At 50.4% G+C, this 22829-nt stretch carries 18 protein-coding genes and 1 tRNA gene; 11 read left to right on the plus strand and 8 right to left on the minus strand.

The features are described 5' to 3' along the window. Positions 1-46 precede the first annotated feature (46 nt). The 3 genes from EYB48_RS01525 to EYB48_RS01535 form a co-directional block, all read right to left on the minus strand. The gene (locus EYB48_RS01525) at positions 47-304 is read right to left on the minus strand and encodes a GlsB/YeaQ/YmgE family stress response membrane protein (RefSeq protein WP_162018508.1); all 258 of its coding nucleotides are present in this window, start codon (positions 302-304) and stop codon (positions 47-49) included. A 241-nt stretch (positions 305-545) separates the two neighbouring features. Then, positions 546-1244, minus strand: coding sequence for a tetratricopeptide repeat protein (locus EYB48_RS01530; RefSeq protein ID WP_162018509.1), 699 nt, complete (start codon positions 1242-1244; stop codon positions 546-548). A gap of 171 nt (positions 1245-1415) precedes the next feature. Further along, positions 1416-3518 (minus strand): bifunctional 2',3'-cyclic-nucleotide 2'-phosphodiesterase/3'-nucleotidase, encoded by a 2103-nt coding sequence (locus EYB48_RS01535; protein ID WP_162018510.1) that lies wholly within the window; start codon positions 3516-3518, stop codon positions 1416-1418. 364 nt (positions 3519-3882) lie between these two features. On the opposite strand from EYB48_RS01535, the gene EYB48_RS01540 reads away from it, so the two are divergent. Beyond that, a complete protein-coding gene (locus tag EYB48_RS01540; protein WP_235934865.1) occupies positions 3883-4770 on the plus strand; it encodes a patatin-like phospholipase family protein in 888 nt (295 codons plus the stop codon). A 118-nt stretch (positions 4771-4888) separates the two neighbouring features. Here EYB48_RS01540 and EYB48_RS01545 read toward each other — a convergent pair whose 3' ends face one another. Next, positions 4889-5428 (minus strand): C40 family peptidase, encoded by a 540-nt coding sequence (locus EYB48_RS01545; RefSeq protein WP_162018512.1) that lies wholly within the window; start codon positions 5426-5428, stop codon positions 4889-4891. Between the two features lie 256 nt (positions 5429-5684). On the opposite strand from EYB48_RS01545, the gene EYB48_RS01550 reads away from it, so the two are divergent. The 4 genes from EYB48_RS01550 (at position 5685) to greA (ending at position 11341) form a co-directional block, all read left to right on the plus strand. Further along, on the plus strand, positions 5685-6095 hold the full coding sequence (locus tag EYB48_RS01550) for a GlcG/HbpS family heme-binding protein (RefSeq protein ID WP_162018513.1): 411 nt from the start codon (positions 5685-5687) through the stop codon (positions 6093-6095). 276 nt (positions 6096-6371) lie between these two features. Continuing rightward, entirely contained in the window at positions 6372-7526 is a 1155-nt protein-coding gene (carA, locus tag EYB48_RS01555) for a glutamine-hydrolyzing carbamoyl-phosphate synthase small subunit (RefSeq protein ID WP_162018842.1), read from the plus strand. Positions 7527-7531: 5 nt separating this feature from the next. Then, on the plus strand, positions 7532-10750 hold the full coding sequence (carB, locus tag EYB48_RS01560; RefSeq protein WP_162018514.1) for a carbamoyl-phosphate synthase large subunit: 3219 nt from the start codon (positions 7532-7534) through the stop codon (positions 10748-10750). A gap of 114 nt (positions 10751-10864) precedes the next feature. Beyond that, positions 10865-11341 (plus strand): transcription elongation factor GreA, encoded by a 477-nt coding sequence (gene greA, locus EYB48_RS01565; RefSeq protein ID WP_162018515.1) that lies wholly within the window; start codon positions 10865-10867, stop codon positions 11339-11341. A gap of 115 nt (positions 11342-11456) precedes the next feature. Here the strand turns inward: greA and EYB48_RS01570 are convergent, their stop codons facing one another. Next, positions 11457-11927 carry a YhbY family RNA-binding protein gene (locus EYB48_RS01570; RefSeq protein ID WP_162018516.1) on the minus strand — a complete coding sequence of 157 codons (471 nt, stop codon included), beginning with the start codon at positions 11925-11927 and terminating at the stop codon, positions 11457-11459. Between the two features lie 32 nt (positions 11928-11959). Here EYB48_RS01570 and EYB48_RS01575 point away from each other — a divergent pair, with 32 nt between their 5' ends. The 5 genes from EYB48_RS01575 to EYB48_RS01595 all read left to right on the plus strand — a co-directional run bounded on the left by EYB48_RS01575 (position 11960) and on the right by EYB48_RS01595 (position 17043). After that, the gene (locus EYB48_RS01575; protein WP_162018517.1) at positions 11960-12604 is read left to right on the plus strand and encodes an RlmE family RNA methyltransferase; all 645 of its coding nucleotides are present in this window, start codon (positions 11960-11962) and stop codon (positions 12602-12604) included. A gap of 122 nt (positions 12605-12726) precedes the next feature. Beyond that, on the plus strand, positions 12727-14616 hold the full coding sequence (ftsH, locus tag EYB48_RS01580; protein ID WP_162018518.1) for an ATP-dependent zinc metalloprotease FtsH: 1890 nt from the start codon (positions 12727-12729) through the stop codon (positions 14614-14616). A 53-nt stretch (positions 14617-14669) separates the two neighbouring features. Next, the gene (folP, locus tag EYB48_RS01585; RefSeq protein ID WP_162018519.1) at positions 14670-15533 is read left to right on the plus strand and encodes a dihydropteroate synthase; all 864 of its coding nucleotides are present in this window, start codon (positions 14670-14672) and stop codon (positions 15531-15533) included. Further along, positions 15526-16863: a phosphoglucosamine mutase gene (gene glmM / locus EYB48_RS01590; protein ID WP_162018520.1), complete on the plus strand. Its 1338-nt coding sequence runs from the start codon at positions 15526-15528 to the stop codon at positions 16861-16863. The genes folP and glmM overlap by 8 nt, the downstream gene beginning before the upstream one ends. Before the next feature lie 103 nt (positions 16864-16966). Then, a tRNA-Arg gene (locus tag EYB48_RS01595) sits at positions 16967-17043 on the plus strand. A gap of 100 nt (positions 17044-17143) precedes the next feature. Here the strand turns inward: EYB48_RS01595 and EYB48_RS01600 are convergent. Further along, positions 17144-19204, minus strand: coding sequence for a M13 family metallopeptidase (locus EYB48_RS01600; RefSeq protein WP_162018521.1), 2061 nt, complete (start codon positions 19202-19204; stop codon positions 17144-17146). 216 nt (positions 19205-19420) lie between these two features. Here EYB48_RS01600 and EYB48_RS01605 point away from each other — a divergent pair, with 216 nt between their 5' ends. Next, positions 19421-20128: an alpha/beta hydrolase gene (locus tag EYB48_RS01605; RefSeq protein WP_162018522.1), complete on the plus strand. Its 708-nt coding sequence runs from the start codon at positions 19421-19423 to the stop codon at positions 20126-20128. 12 nt (positions 20129-20140) lie between these two features. Here EYB48_RS01605 and recJ read toward each other — a convergent pair whose 3' ends face one another. Continuing rightward, positions 20141-21832 (minus strand): single-stranded-DNA-specific exonuclease RecJ, encoded by a 1692-nt coding sequence (gene recJ / locus EYB48_RS01610; protein ID WP_162018523.1) that lies wholly within the window; start codon positions 21830-21832, stop codon positions 20141-20143. Continuing rightward, complete coding sequence (locus tag EYB48_RS01615) at positions 21829-22827, minus strand: hypothetical protein (RefSeq protein WP_162018524.1); 999 nt, start codon at positions 22825-22827, stop codon at positions 21829-21831. Before EYB48_RS01615 ends, recJ begins: the two co-directional genes overlap by 4 nt. Positions 22828-22829 lie beyond the last annotated feature (2 nt).

A 22829-nucleotide genomic window follows, 5' to 3' on the forward strand; every position in this document is an offset into this window, starting at 1 on the left:
ATTGGCATGGCGCTGTTAAAAGGACTGAAAACAGCGTCATCGTGTTTTATGCCAATAAGTGAAAATGTCTGACCAGAGCCAATAAGATCATGGCACCAATCACAGACATGATCAGACCGGCAGGGTGCAGTAAGCTGCCATCTGCCGGTTTACTGAACAAGCCGCTGATCATTCCACCGATGAATGAACCTGCGATACCGATCAGTCCTGTCATGAGTAATCCCATTTGATCAGCACCCGGCATCAAGAAACGAGCCAGTAGTCCGGTAAATATGCCAACGATAAACATCCAGATATATTGCATAGCGACTCCCTTAAATTCCCCGGCACCATTGCCGGAAGTTGAGTGCTGAGAATAGCCAGTTTTCTGATAGATAAATGCGGTGTGCTAAGGCGATTTTGTGAAGAATTGTTTTATTTTTATGCTAATTTACAAAATGTAAAGCAATAGTTTTTTTATGGAAACTTAATGTCAAAACTCGTATGAGTTCCCGACAATTCTGGATAGCACCACCCGCTAAGATCTTACTTTGAGCAAGATGGCTTCATTGCGAACGGTTCCAACGCAGCAGGCGTTCGTCTGAGGCTTCCTTCAATAAATGACGTGCACGCTGGCGGTCGGTATGTTGGGTATTATCAGTTTCCAACAGCAAGGCCAATGCATGGATAGCCGGTGGAAATTCACCTTCGGCGGATTGTTCCAGCCAGTCGCGGGCTTTTTCTTTATCTTGTTTGACGCCATCGCCGGTGTCATAAGCGTTGGATAGTAAGAACATCGCTTGTGCATGGCCGAGTTCACTGGCTTTCAATAGCCAGGCAACAGAGGCCTCGGAACTGGCACGCGTGCCTTCGCCGTATTTCGACATACGAGCCAGCATGAAAGCCGCTTTGGCATTGTTTTGCAGTGCTGCTGCCTGATACCAGACTTTTGCCTCTGCGTTATTTTTCTCGATTCCGAGCTGGGCTTTGTAGTTGGCTTCCGCCAGCGCAAATTGCGCTTCGATGTCGCCCGCCTGGGCTGCTGCTTTCAGCCATTTTCGCGCTTCTGCATAGCTTGCCGGATCAGAAGAACGTGCCAGGGCCAGCTCACGCTGCGCTTTGACGACGCCAGCTTGCGCCCATTTTTCTAAATAACGAAACGCTGCATCTTGTTTTCCCTGCAGGGCCTGCATTCCCGCCATTTCTATTTCCGAGGCGGCTGGAATCTTGCCCGGACCGATGGAACACGCAGTTAAGCTTGTCACTATGCTTGCCACTAAGCCTGCCACTAAACTTGCCATTAAGGCTGTCATCGCGAATCTACGCATTATTCATCATCCATCTATGTTGCCAGTGGATCTGCGCGCATAAAGATTACGCAGAGTTTGCAGCCCCACTGGCGATTTACTCAGGCCTCGTCCAGCTTAAGCTGAAATTTACTTCGATAAGTCTATCGCATACTTCGCGTAGCCCGACGCATCCAGCGCACCCTCGCTAACCACTTGCGGCAAGCCCAGGTTGGCTGCTACAGCCAGTTTTCCCGGTGCTGAACGCAGGATGACGGGGCCTTGTGTGCTGACTTTGACGAAGCTCCAGCTGCGCCCGGAACCATGCTTAACCAAGGTAACTGCACCTTGTTTTTTGACAAAATTGCTGACTACCGCCTGGTTGGCATCAGGGGACTTGATAATGGTTTTGCTGCCATCAATGCCTGGTACACTGCCACCGCCACTGGCGCGGTAGTCATTGGTCGCCACGATGAAGTCATCGCCATCTGCAACAGCTTTGCCTGCATATTGCAGATTGCTGATGCGGCTGCCTGCGGGTTTGGTCACATCGATTTGATAACGCAGTGCGTTATTGTCAGCATAGAACACGTCATAGTTGTAGATGAACGCGTAATCTGGTACCAGATCTTGTTCAGTCTTCAATGCAGGATTGATTTGTGCGAATTGCTTTGCGGCGGTTTCCAGCCAGTTTTTCAAATCACTGCCCTTGATTTTGACTGCCTGCAAATTGTTATTGCCGTAGAGGTAAAGATCGCCAGGGTTCCTGACTTGCAAAGTCACTGGATTGGCGACAGTAGCAGTTGGTGCGACATCGGTAAAATCGGTAGCGCCGTTACGACCCGCCTTGAACGGCGCGCTGCACGAAATAACCGGAATGGCTTTGTAACTCGCGATGACAGGATCAGTCGAGCTTGCAATGAAGTTTTTGACGTAATCGATTTGTGCCTGATTCACGATCTGGATCGCGCTGACATCACCCACCAGTGAGAAAAAGGCGGACATGCCGAAATCGGTGCTGGTACCCAGGGATTGCGCCGCATAGGCGAGGGTGGCTTTGTGTTCCGTATCTACCAGCGGTGCGATCGACGCATCTGCATCAATATTCGTGACGCCGTCCTTATACTTAAATCCGCGTGCTTCCACATTGGTCAGATCTTTTTGCACTACCCATTTGCCAGATTGGTATTTGAGCGTGAGTTGAATGATACCCAGGCGGCGGCCCCAGCTTTGCGCCATGACCGCTGGCACACCATTGACTAAACCCTTAACCGTATCGACTTTATCCGCTGGTAGGGCTGCGAGGGAAGCATCAAGTTTGGGGCCATTTTTTTCTTTGGCTGCCGGGAAAATCAAATGAGAATGGCCTAACATCAGCGCATCGATGCCGGTGGTGGTCAGGTGATAGCTGCCGTTTTCCATTTTTGGGCTGTATGGCGATGCATCCAGGCCGCCATGTGACAAGGCAACTACCAGATCTGCACCTTTAGAACGCAGTTCCGGCACATATTTTTGTGCGGATTCGACCACGCCGTTGACCATGACTTTGCCTGCCAGATTTTTTTGATCCCAATCCATAATCTGTGGCGGTACAAAGCCGATGATGCCGACATTAACCGGAACCACCATGTTACTGCCATCCGGTTTGGTGCCAACAAAGCGTTTGTAGATAATGGAGTAGGGATTGAAGATGGGCTGCTGGCTGGCGACGCCAACGACGTTGGACAACACCACAGGAAAACCCGGAGAACCACAGTTATTCGGCTTGGCAACGCCATCAATACCAAAGTCTTTGTTGGTGATCTGACTCAGAAAACTCAGCCCATAATTAAATTCATGATTACCGACACCGGCACCATCAAATTTCAAGGCATTCATCGCTTTGTGTATCGCGAGTGTGCCAGCACAGGTGACAGGAGAAGCCACGGCTTGCTGATCACCCAATAAGGTACCCTGAATCACATCGCCATCATCAAGCAGTACCGTATTCGGATTTTCAGCACGTGCGGACTGAATCAAGGCTGCGGTGCGTTCCAATCCTATGCTGGTGTCTGCCTTCAGGCCATAGTAATCATAGCTCAGGATATTCTGGTGCAAATCAGTAGTTTCCAGCAGGGAGACCTTCACGATCGTTCCCTCAGGAATCGCTTCTGCTTCCGTAGGGGAAGAGCCGGAATTGTTATTGGCGCATCCTCCCAGTATCAAGCCAGGGATCAGAGCGGGGAGCAGGGTGGTCCAGCAAGTTTTCTTCATGTTTTCTCCGAATTCGGGTAGCAAACGATTGCTCTTTAAATTATTTTAAGGCGCAATCGTTTGCTAAATTAATTTTAGTTTGGTGTAAATTTAGTCTCAAGCGCAATCTGCGGCCAGATTATCTGTAAATATTGTGTCCGTAGCATGACTTCTTGGAATTAATTTGAATATTCCGTATCCGCAACTGCTGCCGGACTGGTTCGGATTAGCGATGTCTTTGTTGCCAGCTTACTCGTATAATCGCTGCTTCGGCGAGCATGTAGTACCGGGCAGATAGCCGAATTGATGTTTATTTTTTGAAGATGAGATGAAATTGAATTTTTCCATACAAAGTAAAACCGCAGCAAGCGGCCTGAGCTGCGCGATGCTGGCGCTTGCCTTAAGCGCTTGCGTCACTTCTGCACCGGTGCAAACACCGGTCGCGCCGGCAGTTACTGCCGTGACAGCGCCGAAAGTGGCGCGTCCGGTCAGAATCGGCCTGGCGCTTGGCGGCGGCGCGGCGCGTGGCTTCGCCCATATCGGCGTAATCAAGGCTTTAGAGTCGCAAGGCATTGTGCCAGATGTGGTGGTGGGTACCAGTGCAGGCAGTGTCGTGGGAGCGATGTATGCAGCAGGGAATAATGGATTCACTTTGCAAAAAATGGCGCTGGAAATGGATGAGGCAACGATCTCAGACTGGTCGCTGCCTTTGTTTTCCAAATCCAGTGGCGTGCTCAAAGGCGATGCGCTGCAAGCCTATGTGAATCGCATGGTCGGACAAACGCCGATTGAACGCTTGAAAAAGCCCTTCGGCGCGGTAGCGACTGACCTTGCAACCGGTCAGGCTGTATTGTTCCAGCGCGGTAACACCGGTGCGGCAGTACGTGCATCATCTGCGGTACCGGCGGTGTTCCAGCCTGTGCGCATCAATGACAAGCAATATGTGGACGGCGGCCTGGTGGCGCCGGTACCGGTTCGGTTTGCGCGTGACATGGGAGCCGATCTGGTGATCGCGGTGAATATTTCTCAGGCAGTGGATGGGCAGAGCGGTACTGGAACGATAGATATTTTGCTGCAAACAGTCAGTATCATGGGTCAAAGCATTAATCAGTTTGAGTTGAAGCAGGCGGATGTGGTGATACGTCCGGATTTGCCATCGATGAAGGGCAGTGATTTCGCGGGCCGCAATCTGGCGATACTGGCAGGAGAAAAAGCGGCGATGTCAGCCATGCCGGAAATAAAGCAAAAACTCAAGGCCATGCAGGAGCGCTGAGTTGACTGCGCTTTGCATAATCGGCGACAAGTCGTTTATGCGGAAAGTTAAATAAAAAAGGGAGCGCTGGCTCCCTTTTCTTTCGTATGCTTAACTTAGTTGAACTTAGCTGGCTGCGTTACTTCGCTTCATCTTCATTGATGCGGCGCGCGCCATTGAAGCGCTTTTTCCAGTAAGCCAGATCCATACTTTCTATCCGAACCTGACCACCTGCAGAAGGGGAGTGGATAAATTTATTATCCCCCAGATAAATGCCTACATGCGAAAAACCACGACGCAACGTATTGTAAAAAACCAGATCGCCGGGTTGCAGGTCTTTCTGCTCAATTTTTTCGCCCACACGGCTGATTTCTGCAGAAGTGCGTGGAAGTTCAGCGCCCAAGGCATCTTTAAACACCAGACGCACAAAACCACTGCAATCCAGGCCATTTTCCGGGGTGTTACCACCGCGCTTATAGTGGATGCCGATGAAATCCATGGCCTTGACTGTCAGGTCCGAGGCTCTTTGTTTTAATTCTTGTAATTTGAGGTAGGCGGTGGAGGATTCGGGGAAAGTTGTGTCTGCCGCTATGGAGGCGTTGATGACACAAGTTTGCAGGCATGCCGCAACAAGCACTAATTTTGCATTTCTGAGTATTCTGGAAACGTTTATTAGCATCTTTACACCTGTTGAAAAAAACCGCTCAACTTTAAGTCAGTTTTTGAACAATGTAAACCGTTTGCTGGATTTTTCTGGTCATGTCTTGTTAAAGCTTAAATATAAGTGCAGGACCTCATTGTGCTTGGGTCTGACATCTGGCGCGTTGTTTGGGCGTGGTATTTGCGAAAATCAATTAAATTGTTTTCATCGCAAAAATAGTCAGGCTGGCATGCAACTTGGCTTACAATCAGCGCATATTTTTTAGGAGAAATTTATGCAATCCAAGCCTTATCTGGTCTTAGAAGATGTCAAAAAAATCGCTGCTGCTGCGGAACGGGAAGCAATCTCGAATGGCTGGGCGGTCGTGATCGCTATTGTGGACGATGGCGGACATTTGATCTGGCTGCAGCGTCTGGATGGTGTGGCACCGATTTCCACGCATCTGGCTCCTGCTAAGGCAAAAACAGCGGCAATGGGTAAGCGTGATTCAAAAATCTACGAAGACTTAATTAACAATGGACGCTATTCTTTTTTGAGCGCACCTTTGGTCGAAGGCATGCTGGAGGGTGGGGTGCCGATTATGGTTGATGGTTATTGTGTCGGAGCGGTCGGCGTTTCTGGCGTAAAGTCAGCGGAAGATGCGCAGGTAGCGCGTGCTGGTATTGCAGCTCTGGGTCTGGCCTGAGTTTCGCCGTTCGCCGCATATCGTTCAGGCAGTGGTTGAGGTAGTGCTTGATGCTGCGGAATTGCCAGTGAATTCGGGGTTTTGGGCTTGGCAAAGGGCGGTTTTCGGGCTATAATTCGAGGGTTTAACTAATCCGAAATCTCGCCGTAGCGCCTACCCAAATTTACATTGCTCCATACTTATTTCAGGCCGCACGGAAAGATAGTCCGGCCTGGGATAACGTCAATTTGGGGCATCGCAGCGGCGGTAACAATACAGGAGTTGCCCTTGCTGCCCATTCCGCAGTCCCTTCTTCGTTCCGGCCAGGACACCGCAATACTTGCTCTCGCTGATGGAACCATTTTTACTGGTTATTCTATTGGTGCTGCAGGTCATACGATAGGTGAAGTTGTTTTCAATACCTCGATGACCGGTTATCAGGAAATCCTCACCGATCCTAGTTACAGTTCCCAAATAGTCACTCTGACTTACCCCCATATTGGCAATACCGGCGTGAATGCTGAAGACGTCGAGTCTGAAAAAATTCATGCAGCAGGTCTGATCATTAAAGACCTTCCTATGCTGGTCTCCAATTTCCGCTCTGAATCCTCCCTTTCTGATTACCTCAAATCCCAAAACATAGTCGCTATTGCCGGTATTGATACGCGCAAGCTGACCCGTATTCTGCGTGAAAAAGGTGCGCAGGGCGGCGCGATACTGGTCGGTGCTGATGCTGAGAAAGCAATCGCACTGGCCAAGTCCTTCCCGGGCTTGTCTGGCATGGATCTGGCGAAAGTCGTTTCAGTCAAACAGTCTTATGTCTGGACTGAGTCTGAATGGGTGCTGGGTCAGGGTTATGGTCAGCAGAGCGCACCGCAATTCCATGTGGTCGCATTTGATTTTGGCGTGAAGCGCAATATCCTGCGTATGCTCGCAGAGCGTGGTTGTAAGGTCACTGTGCTGCCTGCGCAGTCCTCTGCTGCTGATGTGCTGGCATTGAATCCGGATGGCGTGTTCCTGTCGAATGGTCCTGGCGACCCTGAGCCTTGCGACTATGCGATTGCGGCAGCCAAAGAGCTGATAGAAAAAGGCGTGCCAACTTTCGGTATCTGCCTTGGCCATCAGATTATGGCGCTGGCTTCAGGTGCCAAGACCTTGAAGATGAAGTTCGGCCACCATGGTGCGAATCATCCGGTACAAGATCTCGATAGCAAACAAGTGCTGATCACCTCGCAAAATCATGGTTTTGCTGTGGATGCAGCTTCTTTGCCTGCAAATTGCCGCGTGACGCACGTATCCCTGTTTGACGGCTCCCTGCAAGGTTTTGCCCGTACCGATAAACCCGCATTCTGCTTCCAGGGACATCCGGAAGCATCACCAGGTCCGCACGATATTGCTTACCTGTTTGATCGCTTCATACAATTGATGACCACGGCAAAGACAGGAGAATAATAAAAATGCCAAAACGTACCGACATAAAAAGCATACTGATTATCGGCGCTGGCCCAATTATCATTGGTCAGGCCTGTGAATTCGATTACTCTGGCGCGCAGGCATGTAAGGCATTGCGCGAAGAAGGCTACCGCGTCATTCTGGTCAACAGCAATCCTGCGACCATCATGACCGACCCTGAAATGGCCGATGTGACATATATCGAGCCTATCACCTGGCAAGTGGTTGAGCGCATCATCGCTAAAGAAAAACCGGACGCGATTCTGCCGACTATGGGTGGTCAGACTGCGCTGAACTGCGCACTCGATCTGCATCGCCATGGTGTTCTGGTTAAATACGGTTGCGAACTGATTGGCGCTTCTCCGGAAGCGATCGATAAAGCTGAAGACCGCTTGAAATTCAAGAACGCCATGACCAAGATCGGCCTGGGTTCTGCGCGTTCCGGTGTTGCACACTCCATGGAAGAAGCCTGGACTGTGCAAAAAGACGTCGGCTTCCCGGTCATTATCCGTCCATCGTTCACGATGGGTGGTACCGGTGGCGGTATCGCGTATAACTCCGAAGAGTTTGAGGCTATCTGTAAGCGTGGTCTGGAAGCTTCACCTACCAACGAATTGCTGATCGAAGAATCGCTGATAGGCTGGAAAGAATACGAAATGGAAGTGGTGCGCGACAAAGCGGACAACTGCATTATAGTCTGTTCGATCGAAAATCTGGATCCTATGGGTGTCCATACCGGTGATTCGATTACAGTTGCACCAGCTCAGACGCTGACCGATAAAGAATATCAGATAATGCGTAATGCCTCGCTGGCTGTATTGCGTGAAATCGGTGTTGATACTGGCGGCTCCAATGTGCAGTTCTCTGTCAATCCGGCAGATGGCCGTATGATCGTCATCGAGATGAATCCGCGTGTATCCCGTTCTTCGGCGCTGGCTTCAAAAGCAACCGGTTTCCCGATTGCTAAAATCGCTGCCAAGCTCGCGGTTGGCTTCACTTTGGACGAACTGCGCAATGAGATTACTGGCGGTGCCACACCAGCATCGTTTGAGCCGTCTATCGATTACGTCGTTACCAAGATTCCGCGTTTCGCCTTCGAGAAATTCCCGACTGCTGATAACCGCCTGACGACACAGATGAAATCTGTGGGTGAAGTGATGGCGATCGGCCGCACCTTCCAGGAATCCTTCCAAAAAGCCTTGCGTGGCCTGGAAGTGGGCGTGGATGGTATGAATGAAAAAACCCAGGATCGCGAGTTGCTGGAAAAAGAACTGGGCGAGCCTGGTCCTGACCGCATCTGGTATGTGGGCGATGCATTTGCTCAAGGCTTTACGCTGGAAGAAGTGCATCAGCTGACGCATATCGACCCTTGGTTCCTGGTACAGATCAAGGATATCGTCGACATCGAATTGTGGCTGGATGAGCAAACGCTCGAAAGTATCGATCAGGCCATGATGCTGAAGCTGAAGCAAAAAGGCTTCTCCGATCGTCGTCTGGCGAAATTGCTCAAAACCACAGACACTGCTATCCGTGAAAAACGCCGTGCATTGAATGTGCGCCCGGTCTACAAACGCGTCGATACCTGTGCCGGTGAGTTTGCGACTAACACCGCGTACATGTACTCGACGTATGAAGAAGAGTGCGAATCAAATCCTACCGATAAGAAAAAAATCATGGTGCTGGGCGGTGGTCCTAACCGCATCGGCCAGGGTATAGAATTCGATTACTGCTGTGTTCATGCTGCGTTCGCTATGCGTGAAGATGGTTACGAAACGATTATGGTTAACTGTAATCCGGAAACTGTCTCTACCGATTACGACACTTCCGATCGTCTCTATTTTGAGCCGCTGACACTGGAAGACGTGCTGGAAATCGTCGACAAAGAAAAACCGGTAGGCGTGATCGTGCAGTATGGTGGTCAGACACCACTCAAACTGGCATTGGATCTGGAAGCGAATGGTGTGCCTATCGTTGGTACTTCGCCAGACATGATTGATGCAGCAGAAGACCGTGAGCGCTTCCAGAAGATGTTGCAGGAGCTGGGCTTGCGTCAGCCGCCTAATCGTACAGCGCGTACTGAAACTGAAGCTTTGGCGCTGGCACAGGAAATTGGTTACCCGCTGGTAGTGCGTCCATCCTATGTGTTGGGTGGCCGTGCGATGGAAATCGTGCATGAACAGCGCGATCTCGAGCGCTATATGCGTGAAGCGGTCAAGGTGTCGCATGACTCTCCGGTATTGCTGGACCGCTTCCTGAATGATGCGATTGAAGTCGACGTGGATTGCTTGTCAGATGGCGAGCGCACCTTTATTGGCGGTGTGATGGAGCATATTGAGCAGGCTGGTGTGCACTCGGGTGATTCTGCGTGTTCTTTGCCACCATACTCACTGTCTCAGGAAACTATCGCCGAACTCAAACGCCAGACTTCACTGATGGCTAAGGGCTTGAATGTCGTTGGTTTGATGAATGTGCAATTCGCGATTCAGCAAAAAGATGGTCAGGATGTAGTGTTTGTGCTGGAAGTGAATCCACGCGCATCGCGTACCGTTCCTTATGTGTCGAAAGCGACTGGCTTGCAGCTGGCGAAAATCGCCGCACGTTGCATGGTCGGGCAGTCGCTGGATTCTCAGGGTATAGGCGCGGAAGTGGTACCTCCTTACTTCAGCGTTAAAGAAGCGGTCTTCCCATTCGTCAAATTCCCTGGTGTGGACACTATCCTGGGACCGGAAATGAAATCGACCGGTGAAGTCATGGGTGTTGGCAAAACCTTTGGTGAAGCTTTCGTGAAATCCCAGCTTGGTGCCGGTGTGAAGCTGCCGACCTCTGGTAAGGTTTTCCTGAGTATCAAAAACAGCGACAAACCACGCGCAGTCAAGGTGGCAAAGGATCTGGTTGAGCTGGGCTTCTCGGTGGTTGCGACGCGTGGTACTGCGGCTGCGATTACTGAGGCGGGTATTCCGGTTGCGATCGTGAATAAAGTTGTTGAGGGTCGCCCACACGTCGTGGACATGATCAAAAATAACGAAATCGCGATGGTGATAAATACCGTTGAGGAAAAGCGTAATGCGATTTCCGATTCCCGCGCTATCCGTACCTCAGCGCTGATCGCACGTGCAACCACGTTCACGACCATCGCCGGAGCGGAAGCGGCAGTAGAAGGCATGCGTCACCTGAATGAATTGCATGTTTATGATTTACAAGGTTTGCATAAGTCATTAAACTGAGCAAAATCTCAGTGCGGCTGAAAAGCTGGCACTGCACCTTTGATACAGAGGTCGCAAAAGACATCACAGATGTTGCTTGCCCTCTGTATTTTTACTTTTATAAGCGTAAATGACATGAGTACAGTACCTATCACTAAATTCGGCGCAGAATTGTTGAAGCAAGAATTACACACCCTGAAAACAAAAGAACGTCCAGCTGTGATTAATGCGATTGCAGAAGCACGTGCTCAGGGTGATCTGTCTGAAAATGCAGAATACGATGCAGCGAAAGAGCGTCAGGCTTTCATCGAAGGCCGCATCGCGGAACTGGAAGGTAAATTGGGTTCTGCACAGGTGATAGACCCATCCACTCTGGATGCAGAAGGTCGCGTGGTGTTTGGTTCTACCGTTCATCTGGAAGATCTGGAAACCTCCCAGAAAGTGACTTACCAGATCGTTGGCGAAGATGAGGCCGATATCAAGGTCAGTAAGGTATCCATTACATCGCCTATCGCACGTGCTTTGATCGGCAAGTATGCGGGTGATGTGGTCGGCGTTCAGGCACCGGCTGGTATCCGTGAATACGAAGTGCTGGACGTGTCTTACGTTTGATTGGTTCCTGTTGTATCAGAGTGCGGCACTGAACTGAGTGCTGCCTGCCGGTTGAGCAGGGTAGCAAAAAAAACCCGGCACCAGGCCGGGTTATTTGATGCAGATGCTTTGACGATCAGCCAAGTGCATTCTTTTTCTTACTGGACTGACGTGGTTTTGCACGTTTGATATTGCCGCCCTGAGTGACGCGCTCGTTTCCTTTTACCAGAACTTTGGAAACAGTTGGCTTTTTCGTTCCACTTGGGCTAGGCTTCACGATAGTAACTTCTCTCAGGCCTCTGCCTTTTTTAACCAGTTTATTTTCTTTTACACCCTCAAGTTTCGGGCGATAGATCACCAGCAGTTTGCCGATGTGCTGCACAGGCGCTGCATCGAGTTCGCCGCAAATGGTGTCGTACATAGCAATACGTGCTTCACGGTCGTCGCCGAAAACGCGGACTTTGATCAGTCCATGTGCATCCAGACCAGCGTCAATTTCTTTTTTGACGGCTGGAGTCAGGCCAGCTTCACCGATCAATACGATAGGTTTCAGGCCATGTGCCTCGGATCTGAGTTCGCTGCGTTCAGCGGGTGTGAGTTTTAACATAGTAATTCCTTTAAAAGCAGTATTTTACGCGAATGGCAAAGAATAAATTCAATCAAAATTGGGTTCACGATCATATAAATGATCCATATGTGAAACTTGCACAAAAAGAAGGCTATCGTGCGCGTGCCGTCTATAAGCTGAAAGAGATCGATGAGGTTGAGAAATTAATCCGTCCTGGCCAGGTCATTGTTGACCTGGGTGCTACACCTGGCAGCTGGTCCCAGTATGTACGGAATAAACTGGCAGGCAAAGAAGGCGGCGGCATATTGGGCGAAATTTACGCGCTGGATTTGCTGCCTATGGAGCCGATTGCAGATGTTCAGTTTATTCAGGGCGATTTCCGTGAAGATGAAGTGCTGGATAAACTGGAAGTCTGCCTGTCAGGAAGAAAAGTAGATCTTGTCCTGTCTGATATGGCACCCAATCTTTCCGGCAATTCCACAGTCGATGCCGCAAGGGTGGAGTATATCATTGAGTTAGCAGTTTCTTTCGCGAAAGCACACTTAAAACCTGGCGGTGCCTTGTTGGTTAAGTGTTTTCACGGGCCGAGTTATAATAATATTGTCAATATGTTCAAGGACGAATTTAAAGTTGTCCAGAATAAGAAGCCGAAAGCAAGTAAGGATAAATCCTCAGAAATCTTCCTTCTGGGTAAAGGATTGAAAAATCCTGAGTAATTTTTCTCTTGATTATCGTCAATACAGGCATCATATGTTGGCTAGCAAGCTCTGCCTATTGCAGGTAGAATGAACAATTACAGTATCAGAAAAATAGCGCAACCTGCGTTCAAGGAGTTCTCGTGAATAATATGTTTTCAAAAGCAGCGATATGGGTGGTAGTTGCCCTGGTGCTTTTTACCCTGTTCAAACAATTTGAAGGGAAAAGCGGCAGCATCGGCGTTACTTCCGTACCCTATTCAGAATTTCTGGAAGAGGTGAAGGCTAAGCATATTAAAGAAGCCACCATCGATGATGCGAACCGCACCGTCACGGCGGTGACGACAGATGGTAAAAAGATTAAGTCTCAACTCACGATTTTTGATCGCGGTCTGGTCGGCGACTTGGTCAATAATGGCATTAAATTTGATAATAAACCGCCAGAAGAGCAATCTTTCCTGCAGCAGGTATTTATTTCCTGGTTCCCTATGTTGTTGTTGATCGGTGTATGGATCTTCTTCATGCGCCAAATGCAGGGTGGCGGCAAGGGTGGCGCTTTTTCTTTCGGTAAGTCGAAGGCAAGAATGCTGGATGACACCAACAATAACGTCACATTTGCCGATGTGGCTGGTTGCGACGAAGCTAAAGAAGAAGTCACAGAAGTGGTGGATTTCCTCAGAGATCCGACTAAATTCCAAAAGCTGGGTGGTCGCATCCCACGCGGTATTCTGATGGTTGGGCCACCAGGAACCGGTAAAACTCTGTTGGCACGCGCAATCGCAGGCGAAGCCAAAGTGCCATTCTTTACTATTTCCGGTTCAGATTTCGTTGAAATGTTCGTCGGTGTTGGTGCGTCCCGCGTACGCGATATGTTCGATACAGCGAAAAAACATGCACCATGCATTATTTTTATCGATGAAATTGATGCAGTTGGCCGTCATCGTGGCGCCGGTATGGGCGGTGGTAATGATGAGCGTGAACAGACACTGAACCAGATGCTGGTTGAGATGGATGGCTTTGAAGCGAACTCTGGTGTGATCGTCATCGCTGCGACTAACCGCGCCGATGTATTGGATAAGGCTTTGTTGCGCCCGGGTCGTTTCGACCGTCAGGTTTCCGTAGGCTTGCCTGATATCCGTGGTCGTGAACAGATCTTGAACGTACATATGCGTAAAGTGCCGGTCTCTTCGGATGTTCGTGCTGATATTTTGGCTCGCGGCACACCTGGTTTCTCCGGTGCTGATCTGGCGAACCTGGTCAATGAAGCTGCATTGTTTGCTGCACGCAGAAATAAACGCCTGGTTGAAATGCTGGATTTCGAGGATGCCAAAGATAAGATTTACATGGGGCCTGAGCGTAAATCCATGGTCATGCGTGAAGATGAGCGTCGTAATACCGCTTATCACGAATCAGGCCATGCGGTCGTCGCCAAGTTGCTGCCTAAGGCTGACCCAGTGCATAAGGTTACTATCATGCCGCGTGGTTACGCCCTGGGTTTGACCTGGCAGTTACCTGAGCACGATCAGATCAGTGGCTACAAAGATAAAATGCTGGAAGAGATTTCTATCCTGTTCGGCGGTCGTATTGCAGAAGAAATTTTTGTTGGCCAAATGTCTACCGGCGCGTCGAATGACTTTTCACGTGCGACTAAATTAGCCCGCTCTATGGTGACACGCTTTGGTATGTCAGACAGTATGGGTGTCATGGTTTACGAAGACAGCCAGCAGGAAGGTTATTTCGGTATGTCGTCCAAAACGATTTCTGAAGCGACTCAACAAAAAGTAGATGCGGAAATTCGCTCGATTTTGGATACGCAATATGCTTTGGCGCGTAAGCTGTTAGAAGAAAACCGCGATAAAGTTGAAGCCATGACTAAGGCCTTGCTCGATTGGGAAACGATCGATGCTGATCAGGTCAACGATATCATGAACGGTGTTGATCCACGCCCACCTAAAGCAGGGCAGTCTACCGGACGTGGCTCTTCCGGCAATGCATCTGGCGGCGTTTCCCCGAACGCTACTGCACCAGCCTGATTAACTATTTTTCAGACGGAAAGGTGAGGTAATAACCTCGCCTTTTTGCTTTTATGAAGAAAAACTTTCAATGTGGCCGTTTTCGCTTTCCTTTGAATGCGAAAGGTTTTCGCCCCTTAGTCATGGGCATCCTGAATGTCACGCCTGATTCATTTTCTGATGGCGGAAAATTTACTGATCTTGACGCCGCACTGGCACAGGTAGAAGCCATGCTCAGAGATGGCGTCGACATCATCGACATCGGTGCAGAATCCAGTCGTCCTGGTGCTACACCACTCTCCCTGCAGCAGGAACTCGACAGACTCATGCCTTTGGTATTTGCCATCCGCGATTGTGGTAAAGCCATTTCCGTCGATACCTATAAACCAGCCGTCATGAAGGAAGTGTTACTGGCTGGAGTCGATATGATCAATGACATTTCCGGCTTCTGCAGCGCTGAGGCTATCGCAGCGGTGGCATCATCCGATGCGGGCTTGTGTGTCATGCATATGCAACAGCAACCGCAGACTATGCAGCAAGCGCCGGCTTATGCAGATGTGGTGAGCGAGGTCGCCAGTTTTTTGCAAAACCGTAAGCAAGCACTGATTGCAGCGGGTGTGGAAGAAGAGAGGATTTGCCTGGATCCTGGATTTGGATTTGGTAAAACATTGGCGCATAATGTGACATTGTTTAAAAATACACGTCATTTGACCAATTTACTTGATAGTCCTTTTTTGATTGGCGTCTCAAGAAAATCAATGATAGGTGCATTAACTGGCAGAGAGCTTGAGCATAGGCTCGCAGGCAGCCTCAGTGCAGCGCTGGCTGCAGCGCATCAGGGGGCCGCAATTTTACGTGTTCATGATGTCAAAGAGACCGTGGACGCGCTCAAAGTTTGGAATAGTCTTAGTGATACAGATTGGAATTGTAATGTCTAGAAAATATTTTGGTACTGACGGTATACGTGGACGCGTTGGTGTAACGCCGATTACGCCGGACTTCGTGATGCGCTTAGGGTATGCCGCCGGCAAAGTGTTGGCTAAGGCTGGACATGTGGGCGAAGGACGTCCCACTGTGCTGATCGGTAAAGACACACGTATTTCTGGTTATATGCTCGAAGCCTCTTTGGAAGCCGGCTTTGCAGCGGCAGGTGTGGATGTCATGTTGTCTGGTCCGATGCCGACCCCGGCCGTCGCCTATCTCACTCGCGCTTTGCGTCTGGCTGCCGGTGTTGTGATTTCGGCTTCACATAATCCTTATGACGACAATGGGATTAAGTTTTTCTCTGCACAAGGGAATAAATTGCCGGATGAAGTAGAACTTGCTATCGAAGCTGAGCTGGAAAAAGAAATGCTGTGCGTGAGTTCTGAGCACTTAGGTAAAGCGCATCGCTTGCGGGATGCGAATGGCCGTTACATCGAATTCTGCAAAGGGACTTTCCCAACCGAGCTGGATTTGCGCGGCATGAAAATTGTCGTGGATTGCGCACACGGTGCGGCCTACGATATTGCGCCGCATGTATTCCATGAGCTGGGTGCCGAAGTAATCGCGATTGGCAATACGCCGAATGGGCTCAATATCAATGACAAAGTCGGTGCGACAGCGCCCGATGCACTCGCCTTAGCGGTACGTGCCAACCATGCAGATTTGGGTATTGCCCTTGATGGTGATGCTGACCGCCTGGTCATGGTGGATCGCCATGGGAAAATTTATAACGGCGATCAGTTGTTGTATCTGATGGTGTTGGATCGCCTCGCGACTGGCCCGGTAGCTGGCGTGGTCGGTACTTTGATGACGAATATGGCAGTCGAAGTCGCCCTGCAAAAACTGAATGTTGGCTTTTCACGCGCCAAGGTCGGTGATCGCTATGTACTGGAGCAAATGCATGAGCGTGGCTGGCTGCTGGGTGGTGAAGGCTCAGGTCATTTGCTTTGCCTGGATAAGCATTCGACAGGCGATGGTATCGTTTCTGCCTTGCAGGTCCTGTCTGCATTAAAGCGTAGCGGAAAAACTCTGGACGAATGTATTTCCGGTTTGGTGCTGTATCCGCAGACCTTATTGAATGTGCGTGTGACACCTGGTTTTAACTGGCAAGATAATGCTGCACTGGTCACAGAAAAAGCCAAAGTCGAATCCGAACTCGGCAACCGTGGCCGGGTACTGATACGTGCATCCGGCACTGAGCCGTTGATACGCGTGATGGTGGAAGCTGACGATGCAGACTTGGCCGCAGGTTCCGCGCGCCGTTTGGTGGATTGCATTAAATAATGCCATGCAGGCGGCTTTCGGGTCGTCTGAATATTGAAAGTATTGGCAATTACATGTAGTATTCAGCCTTCAGTTTTTCAGCGCAATTATGCTGAAATCTAAACTGTCCATAGCTCAGTTGGATAGAGCACGAGCCTTCTAAGCTCGGGGTCGTAGGTTCGATTCCTACTGGGCAGGCCAAAATATAAAGCCCAGCTTCAAGCTGGGCTTTTTGTTTGCTATCACGCAGAATCTGCATGCACGAGAAGGGGCTGCTATGGACTGGCAGCCCCCCTCATACTTACCAGATAGTGACGCGCTCTGCCGGTGGCAAATACATCTTGTTGGCTTCTTTAACGCCAAATGACTGATAGAACGGCGTCATATTGCGTAGCGTGCCGTTGGCTCGGAATTCGCCAGGGGAGTGCGGATCCGTTTTGATGCGGATGATCGCTTCCTGTTCGCGTAATTTGCCACGCCAAACCTGAGCAAAGCCCATGAAGAAGCGCTGATCACCGGTCAGGCCACCAATCACAGGAGCAGGTTTGCCGCCCAACGATAATTTATAGGCTTTGTAAGCGATGGCCAGGCCCGAATTATCAGCGATGTTCTCGCCCAGTGTGAGTTCACCGTTCACGTGGTAGCCAGGCACGGGTGAAAATGCATTGTATTGCTTCACCAGTGCCGCAGTTTTTGCCGCAAACTTTTCGTGATCTTCCTTCGTCCACCAGTCACGCAAATTACCCTGACCATCGTACTGTGCACCCTGATCATCGAAACCATGGCTGATTTCATGGCCAATCACCGCGCCTATGCCACCGTAGTTAACCGCATCATCGGCTTTCGGATTGAAGAATGGTGCCTGCAAAATAGCTGCCGGGAACACGATTTCATTCATTTCCGGATTGTAGTAAGCATTGACCGTTTGTGGTGTCATGCCCCATTCATCGCGATCGATAGGCTTACCTAATTTATTCAGTTCGGTTTGTGCTGCAAACTGGCGAATCGCACGCAGGTTACCTACCGCATCCCCTTTAACTATCTTCAGCTCAGAATAATCTTTCCATTTATTTGGATAGCCGATTTTAGGCATGAAGGTAGCGAGCTTAGCTTGCGCTTCTTTTTTGGTCGCATCACTCATCCAGTCCAGCGTGTCTACACTTTGCTTGTAAGCGAGCAGCAGATTATTCACCAGATGTTCCATCTTGGCTTTGCTATCAGCAGGGAAGTGCTTTTCAACATAGAGCTTGCCCAGGCTTTCACCCATGCCGCTGTCGACCAGACGTACGCCGCGTTTCCAGCGTACTTCCTGACTAGGAACGCCGCGCAGGGTTTTGCTGAAGAAGGCGAAGCTTTCATCCGCAAACTGTTTTGGCAATTGGGAAGCTGCAGAGCTGAAGGTATGCCATTTCAGGTAAGCCTTGATGGTATCCAGCGAAGTTTCTGCCAGCACTTTGCTCATGCCTGTAATGTAACTAGGCTGGGCGACAATTACATAGTCGATTTTGCCGCTCACACCCAGTTCTTTCAGGTAGGCATTCCAGTCATAGCCTGCGCCCAGTTTGCTGAGTTCATTCAAAGGAATTTTGTTATAGGCTTTGATAGGATCACGCAATTCAACCTTGGTCCATTGCACTTTGGCCAGCTCTGTCTCGAGTGCCAGAATCGCTGCTGCTTTTTTAGCGGCGTCTTTATCACCCGCCAGGCTCAGCATTTTCTCTATGTGCTGCAGGTATTTTTCGCGGGTAGCTTTGAGTTTGGCGTCGTCATCTTTCAGATAGTAATCACGATCTGGCAGCGCCAGGCCAGATTGACCAATATCGAGCACATATTTTGTCGAGTCTTTATTGTCCTGATGTACCTGCACATCGAAAGGTGCGGTAACGCTGATACGGTTCAGCCAGGCGAAAGTGGCTGGCAACTGATTTTTGTCGGAGATGGCATCTATCTTCGCAAAGTCGGCTTGCAAAGGTTTGAGGCCAGCGGCTTCTATGGCCTTGGTGTCCATGAAGCTGGCAAATAAATCGGCGATCTTCTGTGCGTCGCTGCCTTGTGTATTCTGAGCTTTGGATAAGCCCTGAATAATCGTGTGCAAACGTGGCACTACGGCTTCACGCAAATCCATAAACGCACCCGCTGAAGAGCGGTCAGACGGGATCTGCGCATTTTTGAGCCATGCACCATTCACATGACGATAAAAGTCGTCCTGAGGTGTAATGGATTTGTCCTGGAATTTAGTATCTATGCCAGACAACAATATTGAAGTCGACGCCGCCTTGGCAGGTTCTGCGGCATAACTGGTGGCAGTGCTGGTTGTGCCAGCGATGAGCAGCGCGATAACGCTGAGAACTTGGGCTTTCACGTAAGGTTTCTCCTCTTTAGTAGCAGGTCACAGATCTGGCTTTGTTGTATTCGTGACCTGATTTTCAACATGGTGTAACAAAGAACGGCTGAAGTGTTTACTACGACGCCATAAAACACGTAAAGTTCAGCGTCAGCCTGAGATTGACTGCACGCGCATGCATTTGCCAAATCGCAGACCTATTCACTGACGCACAGCAGTGTAACTGTATTGAGCATGAACACAATAAGCAAGGTGTCTGGTTTGAAAAAAAATGAGATGAAGCGTGCGTTTACGCTCGATTTACCGTCAGGAAGCGGCCCCTTTCCCTGCCTGGTGCTGGCTCCCGGTTTGCGTTATGGGATGCAAAGAGAACTTTTCCTGGCTATCTCTGGCGAGTTAACCCGCTCTGGGATAGCGGTAGCCAGATTTGACTGGGATTTTTTTCAAAAAAATCCAAAAGAAGGCCAACCTTCGGCAGATCTTTCTGCTGAAAGCAGACAACTACGCGAAGTAGTGCGCCAATTGCGGCTGGATGACAATATCCATTTTCAGCAAATTGCGCTGGCTGGTAAATCGTTTGGTTCCGTAGTGGCCTGGCGTGTTTTATGTGAAGACGCCAAGTTCAAAGCAGGCATTTTTCTGACGCCCTTATTTGATGAAAAAAAAGATGGGCCAGAAGCCAGCTATGTCGCAGCCCGCTATTATCCCTATGCGTCTTCTTTACGCTTGCCGCTCATGATGATTACCGGTGATCAGGATGCGCATTGTTCGGCGCGCAGCTTATATCGCTTTGCATTTGAAAATACCAGCGCGATCCGTGTCGCAGTCGTCAGCGGTGATCATGGATTTAGTCAGGCTGCAGACGCGAAAATAAGTGAGAACAGCCATCTATTGGTGGCTGCTCATATACTGGATTTTTTGCGTCACACCGCTTTTGCCTAAAGACAGTCAGACTTAGGTATCGATGTGTTCAACCAAGAGCTGCACCTTGGTCACGCCATTGTATTCATTCGCATCCAGGCGGAAAGCGACATTGACGACTTCATCCAGTTCATCGGTATGTCCAAACCAGATCGCATCAAAACGCTGGCCATTCTTTTCCAGCACCAGCTTCAGATGGCGTTCTTTCAGTATGCGCTGAGAAATCAGCCGGAACTGATCGCAAAACACGGGAGGAGGGAAGTGCTGCCCCCAGACTTGCTGGTCCAGTAGCTGAATAAAGTCAATGCTGAAATAGGCATCTTCTAAAGCGCCATCAGTTTCTATGATGCGTTCTAGCTGGTGCTTTTCCAGCCAGGACTGCCCGACCGCCTCAAAGGCTGCCTGAAACACGGCTAAGTCCTCATGCGCCAGACTCAGTCCGGCCGCCATGGCGTGACCACCAAATTTGTGTATGACGCCGGGGATTTGCTTAGACACCAAATCCAGCGCATCGCGCAAATGGAAACCAGGGATAGAGCGGCCTGAACCTTTGATCAGGCCATCACCGGCCGGCGCAAACGTAATGGTAGGACGGTAGAATTTATCCTTGAGACGGGAAGCCACTATCCCGATCACGCCCTGGTGCCAGCTTTCATCATAGACGCTGATGGTATGGCTGTCTGCCACCTGCAAATCATCCAGATGCAGCAGCGCGATGTCCTGCATTTCACGCTCTATGTCTTTGCGATCGCTGTTGATTGCCTGCAGTTGCTGCGCAATATGCCAGGCATGTGCCTCATCATCGGTCGTCAGGCAAGCGATGCCGAGTGCCATATCCGCCAGTCTGCCAGCGGCATTCAGACGTGGGCCCAGGGCAAAGCCCAGATCAAAAGGACTGGCCTTCTGCGCCTCACGTCCGGCGACACGAAACAGCGCCGCAATACCGGCACACATGCGCCCAGCGCGCATACGTTTCAGGCCTTGCGCCACCAATACCCGGTTATTCGCATCCAGACTCACCACGTCTGCCACGGTGCCGAGTGCAACCAGATCCAGCAAGCTATCCAGCTTAGGCTGGGTTTGCTGATCAAACAGTCCGCGCTGACGCATTTCAGCGCGCAACGCCAGCAAGACATAGAACATCACACCTACGCCGGCCAGGTTTTTACTTAAAAATGTGCAGCCCGGCTGATTCGGGTTGACGATCACCGCGGCCTCAGGCAATTCTTGTCCGGGCAAATGGTGATCCGTGACCACCACCTCTACCCCCAGCTCTTTCGCACGTTTGACGCCATCCACACTGGCGATGCCATTGTCGACCGTGATGATGATGTCGGGTTGTTTTTCCCTGACCGTCAGTTCCACGATTTCCGGTGTGAGCCCATAACCATATTCAAAGCGATTCGGCACGATGAAATCGACTCGCGCACCCAGCATACGTAAGCCACGGATACCAACTGCGCAAGCGGTGGCACCATCACAATCGTAATCTGCCACGATGGTCATCACTTTGTGGCTGGCGATTGCATCGGCCAAAAAGCAGGCTGCTTCTTTGATGCCCTTCATTTCTGCCGGAGCATGCAGGCCAGACAGTTCAGTCGATAAGTCTTTTTCAGTCGTCGCATGGCGTGCCGCATACAATCGGGCTAACACCGGATGCATGCCGCGCTGACGCAAGAGTTCGGCTTCGCGGAAAGCGTAGGGGCGGGTCGCAATTCTGGTCATGATGCGAGTCCCTCAAACAAAGGCGACAAGCTGGGCTTTTTCCAGAACTTCCACTTGCTGCTGCGCCGGATATGAAATTCGACACAGCGCCGTGTATCTGTGCAAATCAAACGCAGGCTGTCGATGTCAGCCGTGTTCAGCGCATCCAGTGCGGGCTGCAAAAGGTGCTGATCCATCACATGGAATTGATCCAGCCAGCTGGCCCAGTCGCTATTGAGTGCGGCGCTGATCAGCGCATCGTAATGCCACAATCCACTTTGCGTAGGTTGGCAGTGCGCGCTCAGCCAGTGCGGCACATCCGTATCTGTCACTGTGGGAACCGTCAGATTTTCCGGCGTCGTGCCGCCATATAACCAGAGAGAGTTAACCGGCTTCAGGCCACTTAGCTCCCGGCTCTGGTTGACTTCGTGCTCAAACCACTGCATCTGTACTTCATTTTGAAATTTGCGCCAGGCGCGTGCTGACTCGCCTTGCGGCATCCACACGTCAATATTGTGACCGCAAGCCGCATCCGGCGTCGCGGTTTTCAGGTCGCGCCATTGATCGGCACGCAAAAACCAGTGACTGCTATCATGCGCCAGCAATTCCAGCCCGTATTCTTGTGCCGTCTTACTGGCGATTGCAAACAGTTGCGATGACTGCTCGTCTGTCAGTGCCAGCTGACGATGATCGGTCAATACCAGATGATCACGTGCGATATGGATGTGTACCGGTTGAAGGCTAAACCAATAGCCTTCAGTCAGAGCAGGGTGCGCTTGCAAGTGTTGAGTTGTAATGTAAGAAGGGCTCTGCAGCGTGCTTTCAGGCGGAAAATGGCCTGTCAGCCAGTATTCATGCGGTAAAGCACGTGCAAATGCATCCAGATCCGGGGCGCGCTGGCGCTCAGCCCAGCCTAGCAAACTTGCGCTGGCAGGGGTGTTCAGATTGCGCAGCAGGTCTTTTTCGAGTCCGGAAGGCGGTATGCTGAAGGGAATAATCAATGCTAAATTTTTCATAT

Origin of the sequence: Cognatundibacterium crateris (assembly GCF_010078235.1) — a bacterium.
Lineage (GTDB): Bacteria > Pseudomonadota > Gammaproteobacteria > Burkholderiales > Burkholderiaceae_D > Undibacterium > Undibacterium crateris.